This is a genomic window from Methylobacillus methanolivorans, from assembly GCF_044751345.1.
Classification (GTDB): Bacteria; Pseudomonadota; Gammaproteobacteria; order Burkholderiales; family Methylophilaceae; genus Methylobacillus; species Methylobacillus methanolivorans.
In genome coordinates, this window is the sequence record NZ_JBIWXY010000001.1 from 815673 (window position 1) to 838272 (window position 22600).

General features: G+C 50.9%; 24 protein-coding genes. 13 read left to right on the top strand and 11 right to left on the bottom strand.

From position 1 onward, the window contains the following. Window positions 1–1209, bottom strand: a complete 1209-nt coding sequence (locus tag ACIKP9_RS03750; RefSeq protein WP_400879464.1) for an efflux RND transporter periplasmic adaptor subunit — start codon at window positions 1207–1209, stop codon at window positions 1–3. A 130-nt stretch (window positions 1210–1339) separates the two neighbouring features. Here ACIKP9_RS03750 and ACIKP9_RS03755 point away from each other — a divergent pair, with 130 nt between their 5' ends. Further along, a complete protein-coding gene (locus ACIKP9_RS03755) occupies window positions 1340–1972 on the top strand; it encodes a TetR family transcriptional regulator (protein WP_400879466.1) in 633 nt (210 codons plus the stop codon). 65 nt (window positions 1973–2037) lie between these two features. Next, entirely contained in the window at window positions 2038–2358 is a 321-nt protein-coding gene (locus ACIKP9_RS03760; RefSeq protein ID WP_400879469.1) for a hypothetical protein, read from the top strand. A 33-nt stretch (window positions 2359–2391) separates the two neighbouring features. Here the strand turns inward: ACIKP9_RS03760 and rimO are convergent, their stop codons facing one another. Beyond that, window positions 2392–3717 carry a 30S ribosomal protein S12 methylthiotransferase RimO gene (gene rimO, locus ACIKP9_RS03765; protein ID WP_400879471.1) on the bottom strand — a complete coding sequence of 442 codons (1326 nt, stop codon included), beginning with the start codon at window positions 3715–3717 and terminating at the stop codon, window positions 2392–2394. 59 nt (window positions 3718–3776) lie between these two features. Then, window positions 3777–4559, bottom strand: coding sequence for a ZIP family metal transporter (locus ACIKP9_RS03770; RefSeq protein ID WP_400879475.1), 783 nt, complete (start codon window positions 4557–4559; stop codon window positions 3777–3779). A 183-nt stretch (window positions 4560–4742) separates the two neighbouring features. On the opposite strand from ACIKP9_RS03770, the gene ACIKP9_RS03775 reads away from it, so the two are divergent. The 10 genes from ACIKP9_RS03775 to ACIKP9_RS03820 all read left to right on the top strand — a co-directional run bounded on the left by ACIKP9_RS03775 (window position 4743) and on the right by ACIKP9_RS03820 (window position 13565). Further along, complete coding sequence (locus ACIKP9_RS03775; RefSeq protein WP_400879478.1) at window positions 4743–4961, top strand: hypothetical protein; 219 nt, start codon at window positions 4743–4745, stop codon at window positions 4959–4961. A gap of 146 nt (window positions 4962–5107) precedes the next feature. Continuing rightward, complete coding sequence (locus ACIKP9_RS03780) at window positions 5108–5788, top strand: PEP-CTERM sorting domain-containing protein (protein ID WP_400879480.1); 681 nt, start codon at window positions 5108–5110, stop codon at window positions 5786–5788. Between the two features lie 78 nt (window positions 5789–5866). Then, window positions 5867–6496, top strand: coding sequence for a PEP-CTERM sorting domain-containing protein (locus tag ACIKP9_RS03785; protein WP_400879483.1), 630 nt, complete (start codon window positions 5867–5869; stop codon window positions 6494–6496). Between the two features lie 135 nt (window positions 6497–6631). Then, window positions 6632–8851: a TonB-dependent receptor domain-containing protein gene (locus ACIKP9_RS03790; protein WP_400879486.1), complete on the top strand. Its 2220-nt coding sequence runs from the start codon at window positions 6632–6634 to the stop codon at window positions 8849–8851. A gap of 33 nt (window positions 8852–8884) precedes the next feature. Then, on the top strand, window positions 8885–9928 hold the full coding sequence (locus ACIKP9_RS03795) for a hemin-degrading factor (RefSeq protein WP_400879489.1): 1044 nt from the start codon (window positions 8885–8887) through the stop codon (window positions 9926–9928). A gap of 7 nt (window positions 9929–9935) precedes the next feature. Further along, window positions 9936–10778: a heme/hemin ABC transporter substrate-binding protein gene (locus tag ACIKP9_RS03800; RefSeq protein WP_400879492.1), complete on the top strand. Its 843-nt coding sequence runs from the start codon at window positions 9936–9938 to the stop codon at window positions 10776–10778. Next, a complete protein-coding gene (locus ACIKP9_RS03805; protein ID WP_400879495.1) occupies window positions 10775–11878 on the top strand; it encodes a FecCD family ABC transporter permease in 1104 nt (367 codons plus the stop codon). Before ACIKP9_RS03800 ends, ACIKP9_RS03805 begins: the two co-directional genes overlap by 4 nt. After that, window positions 11875–12675 carry a heme ABC transporter ATP-binding protein gene (locus ACIKP9_RS03810; protein ID WP_449815898.1) on the top strand — a complete coding sequence of 267 codons (801 nt, stop codon included), beginning with the start codon at window positions 11875–11877 and terminating at the stop codon, window positions 12673–12675. Before ACIKP9_RS03805 ends, ACIKP9_RS03810 begins: the two co-directional genes overlap by 4 nt. A gap of 18 nt (window positions 12676–12693) precedes the next feature. Further along, window positions 12694–13056, top strand: a complete 363-nt coding sequence (locus ACIKP9_RS03815) for a VOC family protein (RefSeq protein ID WP_400879500.1) — start codon at window positions 12694–12696, stop codon at window positions 13054–13056. Between the two features lie 86 nt (window positions 13057–13142). Further along, window positions 13143–13565: a cupin domain-containing protein gene (locus ACIKP9_RS03820; protein WP_400879503.1), complete on the top strand. Its 423-nt coding sequence runs from the start codon at window positions 13143–13145 to the stop codon at window positions 13563–13565. A 16-nt stretch (window positions 13566–13581) separates the two neighbouring features. Here ACIKP9_RS03820 and pgeF read toward each other — a convergent pair whose 3' ends face one another. Beyond that, window positions 13582–14316 (bottom strand): peptidoglycan editing factor PgeF, encoded by a 735-nt coding sequence (gene pgeF, locus ACIKP9_RS03825; RefSeq protein ID WP_400879505.1) that lies wholly within the window; start codon window positions 14314–14316, stop codon window positions 13582–13584. Then, window positions 14306–15370 (bottom strand): 23S rRNA pseudouridine(1911/1915/1917) synthase RluD, encoded by a 1065-nt coding sequence (gene rluD / locus ACIKP9_RS03830; RefSeq protein WP_400879508.1) that lies wholly within the window; start codon window positions 15368–15370, stop codon window positions 14306–14308. Before rluD ends, pgeF begins: the two co-directional genes overlap by 11 nt. 85 nt (window positions 15371–15455) lie before the next feature. Here rluD and ACIKP9_RS03835 point away from each other — a divergent pair, with 85 nt between their 5' ends. Further along, complete coding sequence (locus ACIKP9_RS03835) at window positions 15456–16259, top strand: outer membrane protein assembly factor BamD (protein WP_400879511.1); 804 nt, start codon at window positions 15456–15458, stop codon at window positions 16257–16259. Between the two features lie 83 nt (window positions 16260–16342). Here the strand turns inward: ACIKP9_RS03835 and der are convergent, their stop codons facing one another. Genes der through hisS form a run of 6 tightly spaced genes read right to left on the bottom strand, consistent with a single transcriptional unit; the run spans window position 16343 to window position 22586 of the window. After that, window positions 16343–17836 (bottom strand): ribosome biogenesis GTPase Der, encoded by a 1494-nt coding sequence (gene der / locus ACIKP9_RS03840; RefSeq protein WP_400881846.1) that lies wholly within the window; start codon window positions 17834–17836, stop codon window positions 16343–16345. Next, window positions 17836–19008, bottom strand: coding sequence for an outer membrane protein assembly factor BamB (bamB, locus tag ACIKP9_RS03845; protein ID WP_400879513.1), 1173 nt, complete (start codon window positions 19006–19008; stop codon window positions 17836–17838). Before bamB ends, der begins: the two co-directional genes overlap by 1 nt. Before the next feature lie 32 nt (window positions 19009–19040). Then, entirely contained in the window at window positions 19041–19667 is a 627-nt protein-coding gene (locus ACIKP9_RS03850; RefSeq protein ID WP_400879516.1) for a YfgM family protein, read from the bottom strand. Between the two features lie 14 nt (window positions 19668–19681). Then, window positions 19682–20497, bottom strand: coding sequence for an ABC transporter ATP-binding protein (locus ACIKP9_RS03855; RefSeq protein WP_400879518.1), 816 nt, complete (start codon window positions 20495–20497; stop codon window positions 19682–19684). Continuing rightward, window positions 20497–21330: an ATP-binding cassette domain-containing protein gene (locus ACIKP9_RS03860; RefSeq protein WP_400879521.1), complete on the bottom strand. Its 834-nt coding sequence runs from the start codon at window positions 21328–21330 to the stop codon at window positions 20497–20499. Before ACIKP9_RS03860 ends, ACIKP9_RS03855 begins: the two co-directional genes overlap by 1 nt. Continuing rightward, window positions 21327–22586, bottom strand: coding sequence for a histidine--tRNA ligase (gene hisS / locus ACIKP9_RS03865; RefSeq protein WP_400879524.1), 1260 nt, complete (start codon window positions 22584–22586; stop codon window positions 21327–21329). Before hisS ends, ACIKP9_RS03860 begins: the two co-directional genes overlap by 4 nt. Window positions 22587–22600 lie beyond the last annotated feature (14 nt).

The window sequence follows — 22600 nt, forward strand, 5'->3', positions numbered from 1 at the left end:
TTAAGCCAACTTACGGCTGGTATTGGCTGCGGACTTCTGTGGTTCAACTTTCCCTGTAGCAGCATCTTGCGGACCAGCAGCAGGATGAGGCTGCAATGGAGCACCAGGGCGGATCTTGATCAGGTTATCTACCACCACCTTCTCACCTGCATTCAAGCCCTTGAGAATCACCCAATCACGCCCCATCCAATCACCTGTGACTACAGGACGCACAGTAGCGTGATTACTCTCATCCAACACATAGACAAAACGACCCTGCTGGGAATTCATAACAGCAACTTGCGGCACTAGGAAAACGCCATCACGCTCCCCAACGACAACTTTGGCACGCACAAACTGACCAGGCAGCAGCTTTTTATCTGCATTGGCAAATGTTGCACGCAATTGTTGTGTACCCAAGGCAGGATCAATCTGGCTAGAAGCAAAATTCAACTTCCCAGTTTCGCCATATTCGGAGCCATCCGGCAGTTTCAAGCTAATCTTTTTAACCGTCTTTTCAGTCACTGGACCGCCAAGCTGCTGGATTTCGTTATCAGAAAGGCTGAATCGCACCCAGATTGGAGACAATTGCACGACTGTAGTGAGCAAACTACTGTTGGCTGAAACCAATGCACCTTCAGAAAACTGGAAGCGACCTGAAACACCGCCCACAGGCGCTGTCACCTTGGTATAAGAAAGATTTAACTCTGCTTCTCGCACACTGGCTTGCGCCTGCACCAAAGAAGCCTTGGCGACATCATTATCTGAAGTCGCATTGTCATACTCACGCTGGCTGATGGAGTTGGATTCCAACAAGCCCTTCAATCGCCCAGCTTCGCGCTGCGTCTGCGCGATTTTCGCCTGAGCCTGGGCTAATTGCCCCTTAGCTTGCTCCAGTGCGATCTGATATGGCTCCGGGTCGATCTGGAACAACACTTGCCCTTCTTTTACCGAGGAGCCCTCTTCATATAAACGCTTCAGCAAAATCCCTCCCACACGAGGACGAATCTCCACTTCACGCGCACCTTCTGTCTGCGCCACGGCCTCTGCAGAAACAGGCACACTGGCAGGTTGCAATTCAACAACACTAACAGGTAATGCCTGCGGCCCGGCCTGCGCCGCTTGTTGCTCACCCTTGCCACAGGATGCCAACGTGCAAGCCGCCATCACGGCAAGCAGGATTTTTTTATTCAAATCAAATCTTCTTGTATTGGTATGAACTTGACTCATCACGCGCACCCTCATATGTAACCCCATGTCTTATAAACAAATTACTTGCTTACATTCATCAAAGAATGTATATTATATACAATCATGTTTGTATGTAAAACTGTTTTGACGTTAGGGATATATTAAGCACATGGCACGTAAAACCAAAGAGGATGCTGAACTCACCCGTCAGCGGATTATTACTGCCGCTCGTGAAGTTTTTGCGAAACGTGGCGTCAGCCACACCACGATGGAGCAAATCGCCACACATGCTCAAGTTACCCGCGGCGCAGTTTACTGGCACTTTGCCAATAAAATTGAACTGTTTCATGCCATGCGCGATCAGGCCATGTCGCCCTTTATTGAGCAAATGAACGCCGCAGTATTAGACGATCAAACGGAAGACCCCTTAACATCAATGGAACAGTATTTCTGCAACACTATTAGTACGCTGCAGCAAAGTGACTCCACGCGCCAAACCTATGAAATCATGATGGCGAAATGCGAATATGTAGATGAATTCAACGATGTACTACAGCAACTGCTGATCAACTGCCAAATATTCATCGAAAAAACGCAGTTACTCTATGATAAGGCACAACAAAAAGGCCTGATTCACCCAGACATTTCCCCTTCTGCCCTTGCGATGGATACTCACCTTTTCTTCGGAGGGCTGATTCACCTTTGGATCAAAGACAACTCAAATCTAGGGTATCGTGATCAAGCCATAGAGCATATCAAGCAACATATCCGCCTGCGTCGAATTCTTCGACCGCAAATCTGATTCAAGCACCTTGTAAAGTCCATCCCATAACGATATGATTAAAAAAGTATTGGGAAGGAAATATCTTGGACATTCACGCTGGCGAAATTTATGGCAAGCAAACGGGCAGCAAGTTTGTCATGTATAACGTGCTGAAGGTTGGCAAGCAATCCATCACTTTGCAGAACATAGATAATCCGCTCAGCCTATTTGAGACTACGCCAGCCAAACTGCAAGCGTCGGGCTATGTGCGAATTAGCCAGACCCCCTACGTGAATATGCAGGCCACAGGCAAAAAGCGTAAATCCATGCGCAACCCTACACGCTGCCCTCTGACACTGGATTTTCTTGAAGAGCGGGCAGATTCCGAACGCCCTGCCCCCATCATGCCTGACTTATTCAATTAAGCCAGGCACGTTTCTTCTATACGACCTACCGCTTTAATCCCGTACTGGGGGTGACGCCCACAAATCGGGGCCATCAGAACTCGTAATCTGAGCTTCAACCAAATCACCAGGCTGCAAACCATCCGCACCGGAAAGATAAACCACCCCATCAATCTCTGGCGCATCTGCCGCAGTACGGCCAATCGCCTCATTGCCATTGACCTCATCAATCAATACTGTTTCGATACGCCCAATTTTGCTCTTCTGCTTTTCTGCACTAATCGCCTCCTGTACCTCCATGAAGCGCGCCAAACGCTCCTGCTTCAGGGATTCAGGTACATGATTATCCAGCGCATTAGCTGCAGCACCATCTACCGCAGAATAAGCAAAGCATCCGACGCGGTCCAGCTGCGCTTCTTGCAGGAACTCAAGCAGGTGCTCGAAATCATCTTCTGTTTCGCCGGGGAATCCAACGATGAACGTGCTACGAATAGTGATGTCAGGACAAATCTCGCGCCACGCCTTGATGCGCACCAAGTTATTTTCGCTGCTGGCAGGACGCTTCATGGCCTTGAGAATACGCGGGCTGGAATGCTGTAACGGCACATCCAGATAAGGCAGGATCAGGCCATCGGCCATCAACGGGATGATTTCATCCACGTGAGGATAGGGATAAACATAGTGCATACGCACCCACACACCCAAATCACCTAATGCACGCGCCAATTCAGTCATCCGGGTCTTGACCGGTCGGCCATTCCAGAAACCAGTACGATACTTCACATCCACGCCATAGGCACTGGTATCTTGCGAAATCACCAACAGCTCAGCCACACCAGCATTGACGAGATTTTCCGCCTCGGTCATCACATCACCAATCGGACGGCTAACCAAGTCACCACGCATGGAGGGAATAATGCAGAAGCTACAGCGATGATTACAGCCCTCTGATATCTTGAGGTAGGCATAATGCTGCGGCGTCAGACGAATCCCTTGTGGCGGCACCAAGTCAGTATAAGGATCATGCAGCTTGGGCAAATTGGCATGTACAGCCGTCATCACCTCTTCCAGGGCATGAGGACCTGTCACCGCAAGCACCCCAGGGTGTGCAGCCTTAACCACATCACTCTTGGCTCCCAGGCAACCCGTTACAATCACCTTGCCATTTTCAGCAAGGGCTTCGCCAATCGCATCTAGCGACTCTTCGACAGCGCTATCAATAAACCCGCAGGTGTTCACCACCACCAGGTCTGCGTCATCATAACTACCAGAAATTGCATAACCCTCAGCCCGCAACTGGGTCAGGATACGCTCAGAATCAGAAGATGCCTTGGGGCATCCCAAGGACACAAAACCAACTTTTGGACTTTGCAAACTCATATATCAATTCAGTTTAGTTAACATTAAATAGAAAGCATGCTTTAAAAGAGCATGTCAAATCAGTGCACCAATTCGCCAGCAAGCCATATGGAAGCGACACCGAGGCCGATGAGGCACACCTGCTGCAAGGTAGCGCGCAACTCTGTTCGCTTGTGCAAGCCCGGGATCAAATCCGCGACTGCGACATAAATCATACTGGCAGCAGCCAGACCAAGAATGGTAGGAATCCACCCCTGCAACATTCCAAGTGCAAAATAAGCTCCGACACCACCCACCAAGGTCGCCATACTTGAAACCAAGTTGAACAGCAACGCCTGCTGCTTGCTATACCCGGAATGCAGCAAGATGAGAAAATCACCAACTTCCTGAGGAATCTCGTGCGCAATGATAGCAACAGCTGTCACGAACCCTAGACGCACATCTACCAAAAACGCGGCAGCGATCAATATGCCATCGACAAAATTATGAAAAGTATCGCCGATCATGATCATCAACCCGCTACGGCCATGATCATGCGCACCATGGTGGTGATGCTCCACCTCTGCCGCATGCACCTCGCATGTGTCGCCATGGCAATGTCGCCATAACACTAGCTTTTCCAACATAAAAAACAGCAAGATGCCCAACAGCACTGTGGCAGACATGACCTCAAGACTGCTAGCAATCTGAAACGCATGAGGCAGGATTTCCAAGAAAACAGCGCCCAGTAATGCGCCTATCGCATAACTAATCAGCATGGGCACCCAAGCGGCCTTAGCTTTTAGTGCAAAAAATGCAGCTGCCAACACGCTTAACAGCCCGCCAGCGAGACAAACCAGAATAATCAGTAGCAATATCGGCATAGCCGGGAATTATACGGGATAGGTGCCTGTCTCTGCTGGTGATAATTTGTTTTATCTTCATCTAAAAATGTAAATAAAAATCAATATTTTCACACTCAACATTGCAATCGTTAATAGTAATTGTTATTATTAACTTTAATATTTAAATAAAATACCTAATCGCCCTTTAGTAGATATTGACTCATGCTGCCAACCAAAGCCCCTGTTAAAACCTGTTTAATCAATCTCCTAGACGAATTGATTGAGCACGATGGCTTTGGCAGCCTCAAGGTCGATATCCGCCTGCTACGTCGTGGGCAAAAAGAAATCATCATTGATTGTGGAAAGCAATATCGCTTTGTCGTGGATTTTCAGCCTGCCAGCAATGATGCAAATAACAATAAGCATCACACAACCGATTAATGGAATTGGTTTTCTGATCGCACTCGCTCATAGAGTGTCGATCATTAATTGCTCAACGGTGTGGGTCCGTGAGCCTAAATGTTGAATTGAATGTCCGCGCCTTCTCGGGGAAGGGCCTAACGGCATTCATTTAATTAAAGGTATTCATGATGAAACTTTCAGCTTTAGCTCTCGCCACAGGATTGGCATTCACTTCTTCTGCGTTTGCAGCCCAAGCAGTATGGGATACTGCAGCTCCATGGGGCGATATCTCCAACACCTCTCAGTATGCAGAATGGGGAAGCTTTTATGACCCTGCTAGTGAAGATACTGGTATTTTCTTGACCGATAGCAACCCTGATATTGGGCTGAGTTCAGGTACGTCAGCCTCCATCAGCGAATCTAGCCAAAGTGCTTTTGTGACCAGTGGCGGAAATATCTACAGCTTCTCTTTGCCAATGGCATTTACGGCTACTTTAAGTGGCACTACAGGTGGACTGTTTGATGTTTATCTGCGAATTGCCACCCTGGGTACTATTTCCAGCACCTCCGCACTGCTTAATGGCGTATCAGCAACTTCCACCATTCAATTCAGCCGCAGCGCTGGCACCATGATGGGTGGCGCATCTACTGAACAAGAGGTTTACTGGCTTTGGAAAGACGTTGCTGGTGCAGACCTTTACACCTTTAATTTCAATGCTACTAGCTCCAGCATGAGTCTAGATCAACTTGCTCTTGCCACCGTAGCTGTTGCGGCAGTGCCAGAACCAAGTACCTACGGCATGCTGGCACTTGGTTTAGGCGTACTTGCTTATGCAGGTCGCCGCACGCGCAAGAATCAAGCCTAAATCAACTCTTAGCTTAGTCTAAATCCCTCCCATGCGAATGCAGCACGGGAGGGAGTATATTTATTTATCGGGGTTATCATGACTGTATCAACCAAAATAGCTGCCATTGCACTGGCAATCAGCGCCACTTTTACAACGTCCGCATTTGCTACTAGCAACGTATGGGACTCTGCTACTCCCTGGGATTCAACCTTAGTTGCACAATATGCAGCCTGGGACAACTTTGCCTTTTCTGTCCATAATGCATCCCCGGAGTACGGCACAGGGGCCACGTTGACTGAAACAAGCACCGTGGCAAGCCTGACCAGCGGTAAGAACATTTATAACGCTGTTGGCACTAGCAACTTTATCGCCACCCTACTGGGATCTGCCAGCGGTACTTTTGACGTTTACTTACGCACAGCCACGACAGGCACTTTGCTTGACACTACTGCGACATTGAATGGTATCTCAGCCACGCTCGTAGAAACTTACCTTTCCACTGGCCGCGGCGTGGAGCAAGAGGCTTACTGGAAATGGAGCAATGTTGCGGCAAGCAATATGTATGTGTTCAATTTTCGCGCCACTGAAACTCATTTGAGCCTGGATCAATTGGCACTAGCTGTAGTGGCTGTACCAGAACCTAGTAGCTATGCAATGCTGGCATTAGGTCTTGGTGCTATAGGTATTGCCACCCGGCGCAAGCGCAAACAAGCTTCCATGGCCTGATAGATAGACACAAACAAAGAATGGCGTGATCACACTACCTCACGCCATCTTTCTACCCACCTCTTTTACTCCACTTTATCAATGCTTATATTGAGGAAAGCCTACGTTTGTCTGTTTGTCATGGCTGGATACTGGATGCTTACCTCAAGCAACCATTCCTTTGCCAGCGAACATGATAATAAGGATGTCAACCCAGCACAGAATCAAGAGGATTCAGCTAACTCATCAGTTAGCGCTACGCTACCAGAAATCGCTGTCAAAGTGACAAAAACCAAAGACTCTGGCATTAATTCCAATCAGGCGATCACCACAATTACGACTGAGGATTTACAACGAACTCAAGCCAGCAATATTTTTGAAGCTGTCAGATCAGCGCCAGGGGTATCCATTTCAGGCGGTCCGCGCCCCAGTGGTATGTCTTTCAGCATACGGGGCTTCGCAGACAATGAAGATGTTATGGTCAAAGTAGATGGCGTTCCTAAGGGGTTTGAAAAGTACCGTATGGGAGGCACCTTTATAGAGCCCGAACTACTCAAAAGTATTGAGGTGCAACGAGGCCCACAAATCAGTAGTGGATCTGGCTCGCTTGGAGGCACGATTATCGCCACCACAAAAAACGCAGCTGACCTATTGCGCCCAGGCCAGCGCTATGGCGCAAAAATCAAATTCGGCTATGGCAACAATAATGATGAATATTCACGATCATATATGGCCTATGGTCGCCCACATGATGCGGTGGATATTTTGTACAACTATTCCAATCGTCAATCTAACAATATCCTGCTAGCAAATGGCACCAAGCTTGAAAGCTCAGCCATCCAGTCTGTTTCAGAACTATTAAAAATTGGCATTTTTCCTATAGACTCCCTGGAAATAACAACCTCTCTCGTCTCATTCAAAGATACAGGTTTACAACCCTATGATGCGACGGGTGGCCAGCCTGGCACATTTGGCAATGTACTCCGCGACATTGATGATTTCACGTGGTCACATAGCGTTCATTTCTCACCAGAAACACGCTGGATTGATCTGAAAGCAGCCTTTGGTATGGGGCATACAAAACTGCACGATCTGATTGCTCAGGATATGAATTCATCAATTAATCCACCGCAACCAGGCTGCAATGGCATCATTAGAATATCCAATCCTTCAGACAGGCGCTTTTGCCGCGGAGATCTGAATGATTATTATGTATACAAGACCAAAAGTATCGATATCTCAAATACTGCGCAAATCAAGTCAAATGGTTGGCTAAAGATTGCCTTATTAACAGGATATCAATTCAACGAGAGTAAACGGGAAATCGAGCGTTTTTTTGAGAACAGACAATCAAGCACTCAAACCAATCAATATCCGAATGGATTTAATGCCTCCGCACCACCTGGAACAAAATCTTTTCATGCTGTATATGTACAACCACGCCTAGAGTTCGGTCAACTCAGCATAATCCCAGGCTATCGTCGTGATGACTATGAGATTGAAGCAGATGGCGGCACATTAAGGACGCTTGCTGCCTTTAACCAAGCAAATAAAATTAAACTGACTGAGGAAACCTGGAGCCTAGGGCTGTCTTATGATCTCTTCGATAAAAACTCACGGCAAAAATTAACACTCTATAGCAACTATGGACAAGGGTTTCGCCCTCCCTTAATTGATGAGTACTTTACACGAGGCATTTTTAGCAGATGTAGCCCAGCCTTGATGCCCAACGGCCCAAGCTCTCGCATTTGCGGTGACTTATATAAACCTCAACGATCTGAATCGACAGAGGCAGGACTCACCTACCAGAATCCAGGCATCCTAGGCTCTGCGCTTGATGTGCTCGGAAAAATCAACTTTTTCCATATTCATACCTCCAACCTACTTTTATCGTTACAGCAAGAGGCCGATGGCTCGATCAGTCAAAACGGCTGGGAAAGAAGAAACGGCGTAGAGTTTGAAAGTTTTTTGCAGTATAAATCCATATTCCTCAGAGCCACCCACTCGCGGACTCGTGGCACACTATTCGATGGATCAGAATATGTACCTCTTTATACCGTGCCGGGTAATGCCACCAACATCAATCTTGGAGCTCAGCTAAGTCCAACCGTGGAAGTCAACTTAACTTACAGAAAAATCTCTGAAAGAAACGTGGTCACAGGAGGTGGTTCTGGCTTGCCATTAGTATTTGGCATCCAAGATGGCTATGAAGTATGGAATGCCGGCATGCGTTGGCAACCAACCCAACAGCTAGGGTTAAGGCTCATCGGTGAAAACCTGAAAAACAAAGAGTATTTCCTTGATGGCACCATGGGTGGTCAAGGCATGTATGCAGCAGGCCGCAATATCAAGTTTATGGTTGAATTGACTTATTAATTTATTACCCCTACAAAACGAGGATACATCATCATGCAATCCACGCATCAAACTGAACAACAATACCAGGCTTTCCACACAGCCAAGAAAGAGCAAAAACTGCGCAACCGTGAAGCCGCCCAGGCCATAGGCATCAGCGAAGGCCAGGCAATTGCCAATGCGATTGGGCGCGAAGCAGTGCGCCTGAAAGACCCATTCCACGAAATCATCGCCGATGTACCCAAGCTGGGGCGCGTGATGGCGCTGACTCGTAACGAAAGTACTGTTCATGAAAAAATCGGGAAATATGAGAATGTCTCATACGATCACCTAGGGCTGGTGGTTGGCCCGGATATTGACCTGCGCATTTTCTACTCGCAGTGGAAGCATGGTTACGCGGTAACAGAAGAAACAGAAAAAGGTGTGCAACGTAGCCTGCAATTCTACGATGCCACAGGTACTGCCGTTCACAAGATTCATCTCAAGGATTTCAGCAATGTCGATGGCTGGCATGAGCTATTGCAGCAATATCGCAGTGACGACCAGTCGCCCGGTCAGGAAATTGAAGCGGCAAAACCTCCCCCCAGCGTGAAACCTGACAGTGAAATTGATCAAGACGGTTTTAAGGCTGCCTGGCTCGCCATGAAGGATACGCACGATTTCTTCATGCTGTTGCGCAAATTCGGCGTTGGCCGCACCCAAGGTTTGCGTTTAGCGCCTGAAGGCCATGCATATAAGGTAAATAACAATGCCACCAAGCAAATGCTGGAAGCTGCCGCAGCAGACGGCACCAGCATCATGTGCTTTGTCGGCAATCCGGGCAATATCCAGATTCATACCGGCCCGATCAAGAATGTGAAGGAACTCGGCCCTTGGATCAACGTGCTGGATGAGACTTTTAACCTGCATCTGCGCACCGACCTGATTGTGGAAACCTGGGTCGTCAAAAAACCTACTGATGACGGCATTGTGACTTCGCTGGAAGTGTTTGATCAACATGGTGAGATCATGGCGCAGTTCTTTGGTGAGCGTAAACCAGGTAAGCCCGAGCTTGAGGCATGGCGCCATATCGTCGCGCAATTGCCAGCCCAGGCATAAAAGGAAGATGATGAACATACGATCCCTCCTGTTGGCTACCAGCTTATTGCTAGGTAGCCATCCGGTTCTTGCCGCAGAAAAGCTGCTGACAGTAGGCGGCGCGGTGACTGAGATTGTCTATGCCCTAGGCAAGGGCAATGAAGTCATTGCCAATGACATTACCAGCGTCTATCCGCAGGAAGCAGCAAGCAAGCCCAAGGTGGGCTATATGCGCACCCTGTCTGCCGAAGGCTTGGTTTCCACTGGGGCAACATTGATCATCGCTGAAGCTGGCGCAGGACCACGCAATGTGATTGAACAAGTGCGGAATGCAGGGGTCAAGATATTGCAGTTACCAGAGTCTGCCCATACTCCACAGCAAGTCGCCGCTGATATTCGTGCCGTAGGCCAACAATTAGGCGCAGCCAATACGGAACAAGTTGCCAAGCAATTTGAAGCCGCCTGGAAAGACGCAGAGGCTAAACTTGCGAAGTTACCTGGCAAACCAAGAGTGCTATTCGTCATGAATAATTCTGGCCGCGGCGCTCAAGTCGCTGGTGATGAGACAGCAGCCTCCGCAGTCATCAAGCTGGTGCATGCCGAAAATGTCGTCGCAGGACAATACAAAGGCTATCGCCCTCTTACCGCTGAGGCTTTGGTGGCTGCGGCCCCTGATGTCATTATCACCACCAATGAAGGCCTGGAAGCCAGTGGTGGATTAAATGGTTTTCTGAAAACCCCGGGCATCGGCATGACGCCTGCAGGCAAGCACAATCGGATTGTCAGCATGGATACACAATATATTCTTGGCTTTACCCCGCGCCTGCCCGCTGCACTTGTTGAGCTAGGGCAAGCCATCCGAAAACAATGAGCAAGGCAGCCTCTACCCTACCCTTGGCTTTACCAGCTAGCCGCAGCCTGCAGCTACGCAGCCGAGTGCTGATTGGCCTGGGCCTGAGTTTGTGTCTGCTGATTGTATTAGCAGCGGGGATAGGTGCGGTGAGCATTCCCCCGGCCCATGTCATCAAGCTGCTGCTGATCCCGCCTGGCTCTTCCGGTTGGCAATCCATCCCGCAAGAGCACATGCAACAAGCCATGGTACTGTGGAACATCCGCCTGCCCCGCATTGCTCTTGGCGTGCTCACTGGCGCAGCACTCGCGGTATCAGGCGCTGCAATGCAGGCTTTACTACGCAACCCATTAGCAGAGCCTGGTCTGGTGGGCGTATCAGGAGGCGCAGCCCTGTTTGCAGCGCTTGCCATCGTACTGGGCGGCACTTGGATGACAGCATTGCACAATGTGATCGGTGAGTTCGCCCTCCCCATTTTCGCCTTCATCGGCAGCCTGCTTGCCACCATCCTGATTTTCGTCATTTCAACGCGCCAAGGGCGTACCTCTATTGCCTTGATGCTGCTGGCAGGGATTGCGATTGGTTCATTGTGCGGGGCGCTGATCGGCTTGATGACATTCATCGCTTCGGATCTGCAAATGCGTTCACTCAACTTCTGGTCACTTGGTAGCCTGGGCGCAGCCACCTGGCCCATGGTCACGATGGTGGCATGCCTTAGCGGCAGTGCTGTCCTGATACTACTTAGGCAATCCAGCGCGCTCAATACATTGGCGCTTGGCGAAGTTCAAGCCAGCCTGCTTGGAGTTTCCGTACGCCGCCTCAATCAAGTATGTATTGCGGCGATTGCCTTAGCAGTAGGCGCAGCAGTATCGGTCACTGGCATCATCGGCTTTATTGGTCTGGTTGCCCCTCATTTGGTTAGACTCGCCATTGGCCCGGATCAGCGCCTGGTCATGCCAGCCTCGGCACTGGTCGGTGCCATCCTCGTATTATTGTCAGATCTGTTGGCACGTACCATTGCCGTGCCAACAGAAGTCCCCGTCGGCATTATTACGGCCCTGCTCGGCGTGCCTTTTTTCCTTGCCTTGCTGTTCCGCATGCGGCGCAAGATCGGTTTATAGGAGCACCCATGCTAAAAGTCATCAACACCGGGCTTAATATCGGCAACAAAACCTTGTTACAGGGCATCAACTTTACGATTGTCCCGGGCGAGCTCGTCGCGATCTGCGGCCCCAATGGCGCTGGCAAAAGCTCCTTGATCCGCCTGCTGTCTGGAGAGTTGAAACCCACTCATGGCAAAGTATCTTGGGACAATCAGCGCCTCTCTGACTGGAATCTGCTCAAGCTCGCACGCCAGCGCGCACTCATGCAGCAGCACGCAGAAGTCGGCTTTGCCTACACTGCCCTGGAAATCATTCTCTTGGGGCGCCATCCGCACCATCAAGGTGCAAATCGACCACAGGATTACCAGATTGCCATGGCCGCCATGCAAGAGGTAGATGCAACACACCTGGCGGAACAGGTCTACACCACGCTCTCAGGTGGCGAACAAGCGAGAGTGCAAATGGCACGCGTATTGGCGCAAATATGGGAGCCTGGTGACGGCCCGAGGCTGATGCTGCTTGACGAACCTACTGCGGCACTTGACCCGCGTCAACAGCATCGCATCCTCAATATCGCTCGCAAATGGGCAAACAAAGGTGATGTGGCTGTCATCGCTATCGTGCATGATCTCAACCTCGCAGCGCAGTATGCTGACCGTATTGCGCTACTACGCGATGGTCGGCTACAGGCGATTGACCGGGTGGAAGCCATCATGACTCCTGCCATGGTAGAAGCCTGTTTCGATCTCCCGTGTTTATTGCTTAACCACCCTGACGGCGGCACTCCCATGATTGCTGCACGCCGACATCATTAACCCCATGAGCAGCACAACATGACACTCAAGACGATTGAAATCAAAACCTTTGTACCGGCCAAGGATTTCCAGCTTTCCCAGCAGTTCTACCAGGACATTGGCTTTGAAAAACGCTCCGAAGGTGACGGCGTAGCCTATTTCTGCGTAGAGCATTGCGCTTTCTTGCTACAAGATTTTTATGTGCAACCCTATGCTGACAATTTCATGATGCATCTACAGGTGGAAGATGTCGCGGCCTGGTATGCCCATATCCAACAATCTGGTATTGCAGAAAAATACGGCAGTAAAATCTCTGCACTGGTCGACCAGCCATGGCGCATGCGCGATTTCGTCTTCAACGACCCCAGTGGGGTACTCTGGCGTATCGGGCAAAATATCTAGGCAACTGCTCAACAATCATCTTGGCCCACTCCTTGCTTCAATAGCACTGTAAGACATTGCTATCAGTAAGAAAGGAATGGTGCCCCATGAAAGCTTTCTGGACATTATGCTGTATTGCAGGACTTCATCTTTTTAGTACAACTGTATTGGCGGCCTCTGAGCCACAACTGCAAGTTGAGCCTGTGCTGAGAGCCGTTAAGGCTTGGGATGGCAAAGGCTACGCCAATTATCCTGGCGGTAAGCCAGAGTTGAGCGTGCTGCGCTTTACCATTCCAGCCAACACTTCATTGCCATGGCATAGCAACCCTATTCCTAATGTTGCGTATATCCTGTCTGGTGAAATTACCGTAGAAAAGCAAGGCACTGGTGAAACAATGCGGCTCGGTCCGGGGCAAGCACTCCCCGAAATGGTGCATGCCGTGCACCGTGGATATACAGGAAGTAGTCCCGCTGTCGTGATTGTGTTCTATGCTGGCGGCGAAGGCATTCCGCTACTGGAAGAACAATAAGCGGGTGATGGCAGCGCTATTCAAGCCAGATCAGGCTAGCCATACGGCCAGTCGCCTGATCGCGGCGGAAAGAGAAAAACCGCTCCGCGTCTTGGTAAGTACATAAGCCACCGCCATGGATACTGGTAACGCCCATGGTTGCCAGACGCTGACGTCCCAGCATAAAGATATCGCCCAGCCACTTGCCAGCAGATGTCGGCTTGAAGGCTTTTACCGCCTCGGGGTCTCGCGCCACAAATGCCTCCCTAACCTCATCGCCAACCTCAAAGGCGTCCGGCCCGATCGCGGGGCCCATCCAGGCCAAAAGCTGATCGCCGGGCTTAGCCATTTCCACCACTGCAGCCTCTATCACACCATCCAGCAGGCTACGCCAGCCAGCATGCACCGCAGCCACAATGGTGCCCGCCTTATCGCAAAGTAGCACGGGTAGGCAATCTGCCGTCATCACCGCACATACTGTGTGACGCGTACGGGAAAAAGCGGCATCGGCATCTGGCACACAGCTGGCTGTGCTTGCATCCACCACAGTAACTCCATGCACTTGATTGAGCCATACGGGCTCTGTAGGCACGTAGCGATTCAACCGCTGGCGGTTGGCAGCCACGTCCAGTGGCGCATCGGACACATGCATGCCAAGGTTGAGACTATCGTAAGGTGCATTGCTGATGCCGCCCTGGCGCGTAGTTTGCAGCGCCTTTACATTGGGAGGTGCAGGCCAGTCAGGAATGATCAGGTCCTGATCATTCAGCATCTTCATCTTCCTCGTCGAGCCAGTCATCACCCTCGTCGTCATATTCATAGGCGAATTCGTCATCATCAACATAGAACGCCTCTGCCTCTTCCGGCGGCACATTCTCGGCACGAATCGCCTCCAGCAGCACCTTCATGTCAGCCGCAAGCTCTACCTGCCACTCCATAGGCTCGCCAGTAGCAGGATGCTTCAACCCAAGCCGGATAGCATGCAATGCCTGGCGCTTGAAATCGAGCAAGACACTCCTGAGATTGTCAGAGATATGACGTAGCGGCAATATGCCACGGATGCCATAGACAGGATCACCCACAATCGGTGCCTTGAGGTGCTGCATGTGGACGCGAATCTGATGCGTACGCCCGGTTTCCAGCAGGCAGCGCATATAGGTATGCACAGCAAAGCGGTCCAGCACTTCATAATGAGTCACGGCTGGCTTGCCCATGCGATTCACGGCCATTTTGGTGCGGGCATGCGGGTGACGGCCAATCGGCTGATCAACCTTGCCATTACGCCATATCTGCCCCCAGACAATAGTGCGATATTCGCGTTTGACGGTACGTGCCTGCAATTGCCTCACCAGGTTTGTTTGCGCTGCCAGCGTCTTGGCTACCACCAACAATCCACTGGTGTCCTTGTCTAGCCGGTGCACGATACCAGCACGCGGCACATCCTTAAGCTGGGGCGCATGGTAGAGCAAGGCATTGAGCAATGTACCGCTCCAATTGCCCGCAGCAGGATGTACTACCAGGCCAGCAGGCTTATTGATCACCAAGATATGCTCATCCTCGAACACGACGTCCAGCGGGATGTTCTCAGGCTCAAATGCCAATGTTTCAGGTGCTGTTTGTGGGGTAATCTGTACTTGCTCCCCTCCCCACACCTTGAATTTAGCCGTTGGGGTTTCATTGGCAATCGTGACCAAGCCATCCTTGATCCAGCCCTGAATACGGGAACGTGAATGTTCGGGCATCAAGCGTTGCAGCGCTTGGTCAAGGCGCATGCCCCCAAGCTCCTGGGTAATTGTGAGTGTAATAGGCGTTGCGGTGTTGCTCATCGGTTATAATCAATCTTTATGCGCCGCATCAAAGCGGCGGCATTGTGTTAAACGGCACCCACAACCTTAATCATGGATTTTGTAAATGAAGCATAGTTTAGCGTTAATTGCAGTACTCTGGCTCACAGGCTGCGCGATTTTCGGCTCTCCAACAGAACTGGATGAAACAAAAGGCTGGCCAGTACAGCGCATATATGCAGCTGCGACAGAAAACATGACCACCCGAGATTATGAAAAAGCTATCAAGTATTTCCAGATTCTTGAGTCGCGCTACCCACATGGCCGCTATGCCACCCAGTCACAGCTCGAAGTCATTTACGCGCATTACAAGAAGAACGACCCTGCTGCCACCATGGCTGCGGCAGACCGCTTCATCAAGCTACACCCCAATCATCCGAATGTAGACTACGCCTATTACATGAAAGGCCTAGCCACATTTAATGAACGCGGCATCATAGAAAAACTCACCAAGCAGCAAATCAGCGACCGCGACCCAAAATCACTGCGCGAATCATTCCTGGCCCTTAAGGAACTGGTAAACCGTTTCCCCAATAGCCGCTACATCAAGGATGCTACCTTACGGATGAGCTATCTGGTGAACTCCCTCGCCGAGCATGAACTGCATGTTGCGCGTTACTACATGAAGCGCCAAGCGTATGTTGCTGCCGCCAATCGCTGCAAATACGTGATGGAGTTCTACCCTGACACCCCACACATCGAAGAAGCCTTAGTGATTCTGATCAGCGCCTATGATGAAATGGGCATGAATGACTTGCGCGACGATACCAAGCGCGTGCTGGCACAAAACTATCCTAACAGCCCAATGCTAGGTGCTAATGTTCCCAAAGACGAACGCGTCTGGTGGAAATTCTGGGAAAGCCTGTTTTAAGCGACATCAGCAAAAAGTTTAAATAATTTGGCCGGGCAATGCCCGGCCAAATTATTTCATGTCTCACCATTAAGACCCATCGATTACTTTTTGATTGATGGCTTTCTTACATTACGAGCATTAGCGACAACACCGGGCTTTTTCTTGACCTTGCGGCCCTGCTCTTCATTGTTACGCGCATTCAGGGCAGCACGCTCAGCTGTCTTACGCCTACGCATACTGACGATACCCTCACCCTGCTTGCGCTCCTCTGGCTCGGCAAAAGGATTCTTGCCCTGATTGAACTGCACGCGTAGTGGCGTACCAGTTAACTGGAAGGCCTGGCGGAATACCCCAGCCAGGTAGCGGCGATAACTTTCCTTGATGCCATCTACATGATTACCGTGTATGACCACGATAGGCGGGTTGCTACCACCCTGGTGGGCATACCTGAGCTTAGGACGTATCCCTTTGCTGATCGGCGGCTGGTGCTGCATAGTGGCATCCTCCAGCACGCGTGTAAGCTGTGGGGTAGATAGCTTGGCCATGGCAGCTTTATAGGCACCATCGACAGATCCAAACAACTCGCCCAAACCCTTTTTACGCAAGGCAGAAATATAATGGAACTTGGCGAAATCAAGGAACTGCAGTTTGCGGTCAATTTCTCGCTTGATCCACTCACGCTTGTCCTCTTCCAGGCCATCCCATTTATTCACCGCGACCACCAATGCACGACCACTATCCAGGATATAAGCTGATACATGCGCATCCTGCTCGGTAATCCCCTCCTGTGCATCAACCACCAAGATGGCAACATTCGCCTCCTCGATTGCCTGCATGGTCTTGATCACGGAAAACTTCTCAACTGCCTCAAATACTTTGCCACGCTTACGCACACCGGCAGTATCGATAATCGTGTAATGCTTGCCGTTGCGCTCTAAATCCAGATAGATCGAGTCACGGGTAGTACCAGGCTGATCGAATGCAATCACGCGCTCTTCGCCCAACAAGGCATTGACTAGGGTAGATTTTCCCACATTCGGGCGACCGACAATCGCCACCTTGGGCACCTGGTTTTCCTTGGTTTCTTCTTCCTCATCCGGATCAGGGAAGTTCTCCAGCGCAAGCTCTACCAGGTCACGGACACCTTCGCCATGGGCGGAGGAAATCGACAAGGGATGTCCTAAGCCCAGCTCGTGAAACTCGGCACTGGCGATGGCGCGTTGCATACCTTCTGTTTTATTGACAGCCAGCAAGATAGGCCGCTGGCTCTTGCGTAGCCGCTCAGCAATCACTTTGTCTTGAGGAGCCAGACCATTGCGGCCATCCACCAGAAAAATCACCACATCGGCTTCATCAATCGCCAGCAATGTCTGGCGCGCCATTTCCTTGAGAATGCCACTATCGACTAATGGCTCAAAACCACCTGTATCAACAACCAAATAAGGCTTGCTGCCAACGACGCCGCGGCCATAGTGGCGATCGCGCGTTAACCCTGGCAGATCAGCAACCAAGGCATCACGGGTTTTAGTCAGCCGGTTAAACAATGTCGACTTGCCGACATTGGGCCGCCCCACGAGAACAATCGTTGGTAACATCATTGTGGAACTACTGACACTGCGTACAGGCCGCCCTTGCGGGTCTGAACCAGGAAGCCATTGGTACCAATTGCCACTGGCTGAGGCATGATGGCACTTTTTTCTGTTTGTATTCTGGCAACGAAATTACCCTCGTCCCTATCCATGAAATGGATATAGCCCTCAACATCACCCACGGCAACCACGCCACCCATAGGCAATGGTGCACTCAACAAGCGGTTCTTGAGATCAGGCTGGCGCCAGAAAGTACGGCCACTGGAATAATCAAGCGCAAATACAGCGCCGCTCGCATGTGAGACGTAGACGCGCGCTTCTTCTGCACCTAAGCCGGTATAACTCGAAATATCACGATTCCAGGTTACTCGACCAGTAGTACGCTCAACAGCAGCCACTCGACCCTGATACGCAACGGCATAAACTAGCGGGCCATCAACGACAGGCAGACTGGTAATGTCGGCAATTCGTTCCAACTCTGTGGTTCCCTTGGGCAAGGCCACCGATGCTTCCCACAATGTCTTGCCATCCTCTGCCCGCAAGGCAACAAGCTTGCCACCGGCAAACCCAGCATACACAGCACCGTCAGCGATCGTCACGCCAGCACTGCTGCGCAAGGTCAAGGTTGGTGTTGCGCGTTCGTACACCCATTTACGCGCACCATCCTTGGCATTCAAACCAAAAATCCGGCTATCGCCACAGCGTACCACCACCACACCGTTATCCACTTGTGGTGCGCTCAATACTTCGCTACTGACCTTGGATTTCCACAACAACTTACCGTCGAGGTTGTACGCCAGCACGTAGCCCTTGGGGGTACCGACCAGCACCAATTCGCTGCCCAAACCAACACCGCCGGTTAGCGTTTCGCCTGCATTGATTTTCCAGACCTGCTTACCAGTGATCGCGTCAAACCTGGCAATTTCACCATCTCCACTCGCGGCATAAACCGCACCTTCAGAGGTCGCTGGCATAAAGTCTGCCAATTCTGAGTTTCCCAATTTGGCAGACCAGACGATCTTGGGCTTTAATGTCGGCTTGAAATCGACCAGTTCTGCAGGAGGGTCAACCTGGTCACGCCCGAATACTCGCTCTGATATATCGGTCTTGAGATCAGTGATGGTACTGCAACCGCCCACCATCAGGGCGGCGGCAACTAGCAATGAAATTGAACGCAAACTTAGCTCCACTTAATTCGCTTTATATCGGCTTAGCTGCCGAGTGCTTCCAGCTTGTGCTCGGTATACTTGTAGTAATCACCCTGCATATCAAGCTTGGTCAGCGCGTCTTTATAAGCGGCCTTGGCATCTTCTGTCTTGCCTTGTGCCACGAGCACATCGCCCTTGAGGTCGGCAATCAATCCTGCATACCCTGCGTCAAGCTTTTCAGACAAGGTCTTTAGTGCTGCGTCATACGCTTTTTCTTCATACTGGATAGAAGCCAGCTGCAGTGATGCAATGGCACGCACAGCGTCTTCCTTCGCATTCTTGGTTGCCCAAGTCAGTTGTGACTTGGCGCTTTCCAAATCCTGCTCCTGATAATTGAGCTTGGCGACAGCAACTGCAGCGCGGCCTGCATATGGCGTAGAGGAATATTTATCGATCAGCTCAGCAGACAATGCACGGATCTTGGCAGCATCTTTAATATCGGTGCTGGCCATATTCTGGTATTGCACAGAAGCCGCAGCCGATTGCTGATACTGGTAGTACTTCCAGCCTTCGTAGCCGCCAAAGCCTACCAAGGCAACAGCTGCTATGCCAACAATGGCATTGCCATTACGCTTCCACCAGCTTTTGAGTGCATCCAGCTGATCCTGTTCTTCCAAATCGTATGCCATGCTCTTTCCTAAAATTACGCTGCCAAGGACTTGCGTCCAGGGATAGAATTCAACAAATTACGGGTGTAGTCTTGGGTCGGAGTGTTGTAAATACTCTCCACTTTTCCCTGTTCTACAATGCGCCCCTTGTACATCACAGCAATATCATCCGCAATATGACGTACTACGCGCAGGTCGTGGCTGATAAAGATATAGCTCAATTCCATTTCCTGCTGCAGGCTTTTCAACAACAACAAAATCTGCGCCTGTATTGATACATCCAGGGCAGAAACTGGTTCATCACACACCACTACCTTGGGTTGCAGCACGAGTGCACGGGCAATGCCAATGCGCTGACGCTGACCGCCGGAAAACTGGTGGGGATATTTATTCATATCGGCAGCGCTCAAGCCAACTCGCTCCAGCATCTGCACGACCTTGTCTTGCTGCTCTTTTGCCGTGCCAACTTCATGGATCACCAAGCCTTCGGCGACAATATCCCGCACTTTCATGCGCGGGTTGAGTGAAGCAAATGGATCCTGGAAAATCATCTGCAAGTGCCGACGTTCTTGCCGCAGTGCACTACCCGAAAGACCTGCCAGATTATTGCCCTGAAAAATGACTTCACCACTATCCAAGGGCTGCAATTGTAACAGACAACGCGCCAAAGTGGATTTGCCGCTACCAGACTCCCCCACTACCGCCAGCGTACTGCCTGCACGCAGCGAAACATTCACTCCATCCAACGCCTTGACCTTGGTGCTGCCAAAGCCAAAACGTCCGCTACGCTGGGTATAGGATTTATTAAGGTCGCGGGCCAGCAGGATATATTTGTCTGGTGTAGCACTCATCACGCAACTCCTGTGTTCAACCAGGCATAATCGATAGGTTTGAGTGGTTTCATGCCCTCAGCATCAGGCACGCAATCAAGTAAAGCTTGGGTGTAAGGATGTTGCGGATGTTGTAGCACAGCTTGTACTGGCCCTGCCTCGACAATCTCGCCGCGGAACATGACCACCACGTTATCAGCAATGTCCGCCACCACGCCAAAATCGTGCGTGATAAACAACATACCCATATTCATCCGCGTTTTTAGATCATCCAATAGCTTGAGTATTTGTGCCTGCACCGTCACATCCAGTGCGGTCGTCGGCTCATCGGCGATCAACATGGCAGGCTCACAGGCAATGCTCATGGCAATCATGACACGCTGACGCTGGCCACCGGATAACTCATCCGGATAACTATTGGCACGTTCTGGCGGGATACCAACCTGTTGCAACAAACTGGCTACGCGCGCTTTGAGCGTAGCGCCAGCGAGCTTGAGATGCTGGGTCAGGCTTTCACCTATTTGATAGCCTACGGTCAACACTGGGTTGAGCGAGGTCATGGGCTCTTGGAAAATCATGCCGATTTCCTTGCCGCGGATTTTCTGCAACTGGGCATGGCTGGCCTGCGCAATGTCACGCCCCTTGAAATGAATGCTGCCGCTTTTCAATTGCAATTGATCTGAGAGCAAGCCCATCACCGCCAACGCAGTTAGGCTTTTACCGCTGCCCGACTCCCCCACAATACAAGTGGTCTTACCCGCTTCGAGCGCAAAAGAAACCTGTTTAACCAACGAGCGCTCCGGCTCAGCCTTGGGCGTAATAGTCAGGTTCTCAATGCGCAGCAGTTCGGTCATCTATGTAATGCCTCTATCGCTTGGGACAGCGACATTCTGCGTTGCTCACCATTTTCGCGCAATGGTTTCAGGCAGACTTCATTCGCTGCCACTTCATCATCACCCAGAATCAAGGCATAAGGTGCGCCACTCTGGTCGGCTTTTTTCATTTGTGATTTGAAGCTGCCACCGCCCGCATGCAAGTTAACACTCAAACCAGTATCCCGCAGCGCTTCCGCAACCGTTAACGCCGCTTTGCTGGCAACATCACCGACATTCACCAGATATACATCGGGGCTATTGCTTGCCTCAATACCGCACTCTTGCATGAGCAGGAATACACGCTCCAGGCCAATGCCAAAACCACAAGCAGGAGTTTCCTTGCCACCAAGGCTTTGCACCAGACTATCGTAACGCCCACCGCCTGCTATCGTGCCCTGGCTACCCAGCTTGCTGGTCACCCATTCGAACACGGTGCGATTGTAGTAATCCAAGCCACGTACCAAGCGCGTGTTCAAGGTCCACTTAACGCCCAATTGGTCAAGTTGGTGGGTCACGCCCGCGAAGTGAGCGCGGCTTTCCTCACCCAGGCTGTCCAACAATTTAGGTGCAGCTTCTATCATGGCCTGCATCGCAGGGTTCTTGCTATCCAGGATACGCAAGGGGTTGGCATGCAGGCGACGCTTCGCGTCATCGTCCAGGGTATCTGCGTGTTGCTCAAAATAACGGATCAGCACTTGGCGATACTCAGCACGCTCCGCAGCATCACCAATGGTATTCAATTGCAGTTCAACTGCATCTGCCACGCCTAGCTCACTCCACAATCGGGCGAGCATGGCAATCTGCTCAGCATCGACATCAGGCCCGGTATAACCAAATGCTTCAGCACCAATTTGGTGGAATTGGCGCTGGCGGCCCTTCTGCACATTCTCATGCCGGAACATCGGGCCAATGTACCAAAGGCGCTGCGGCCCGTTGTAAGTAAGGCTATGCTCAACCACCGCACGGACACAACCCGCAGTCCCTTCTGGACGTAAGGTAAGACGATCACCATTCAGCTTGTCTTCCCAGGAGTACATTTCCTTTTCGACAATGTCGGTGTGCTCACCTACCCCTCGGATAAAAAGCTCTGTCGGCTCCACGATAGGCAGGCGAATATTACGATAGCCATACTGGGCCAGTACACGCTGGGCAGCATCCTCCAGGCGTTGCCACAGCGCGGTATCGGCTGGGAGAATATCGTAAAAACCCTTGATGCTTTGCAACTTATCAGACATAGATACTTAATGAA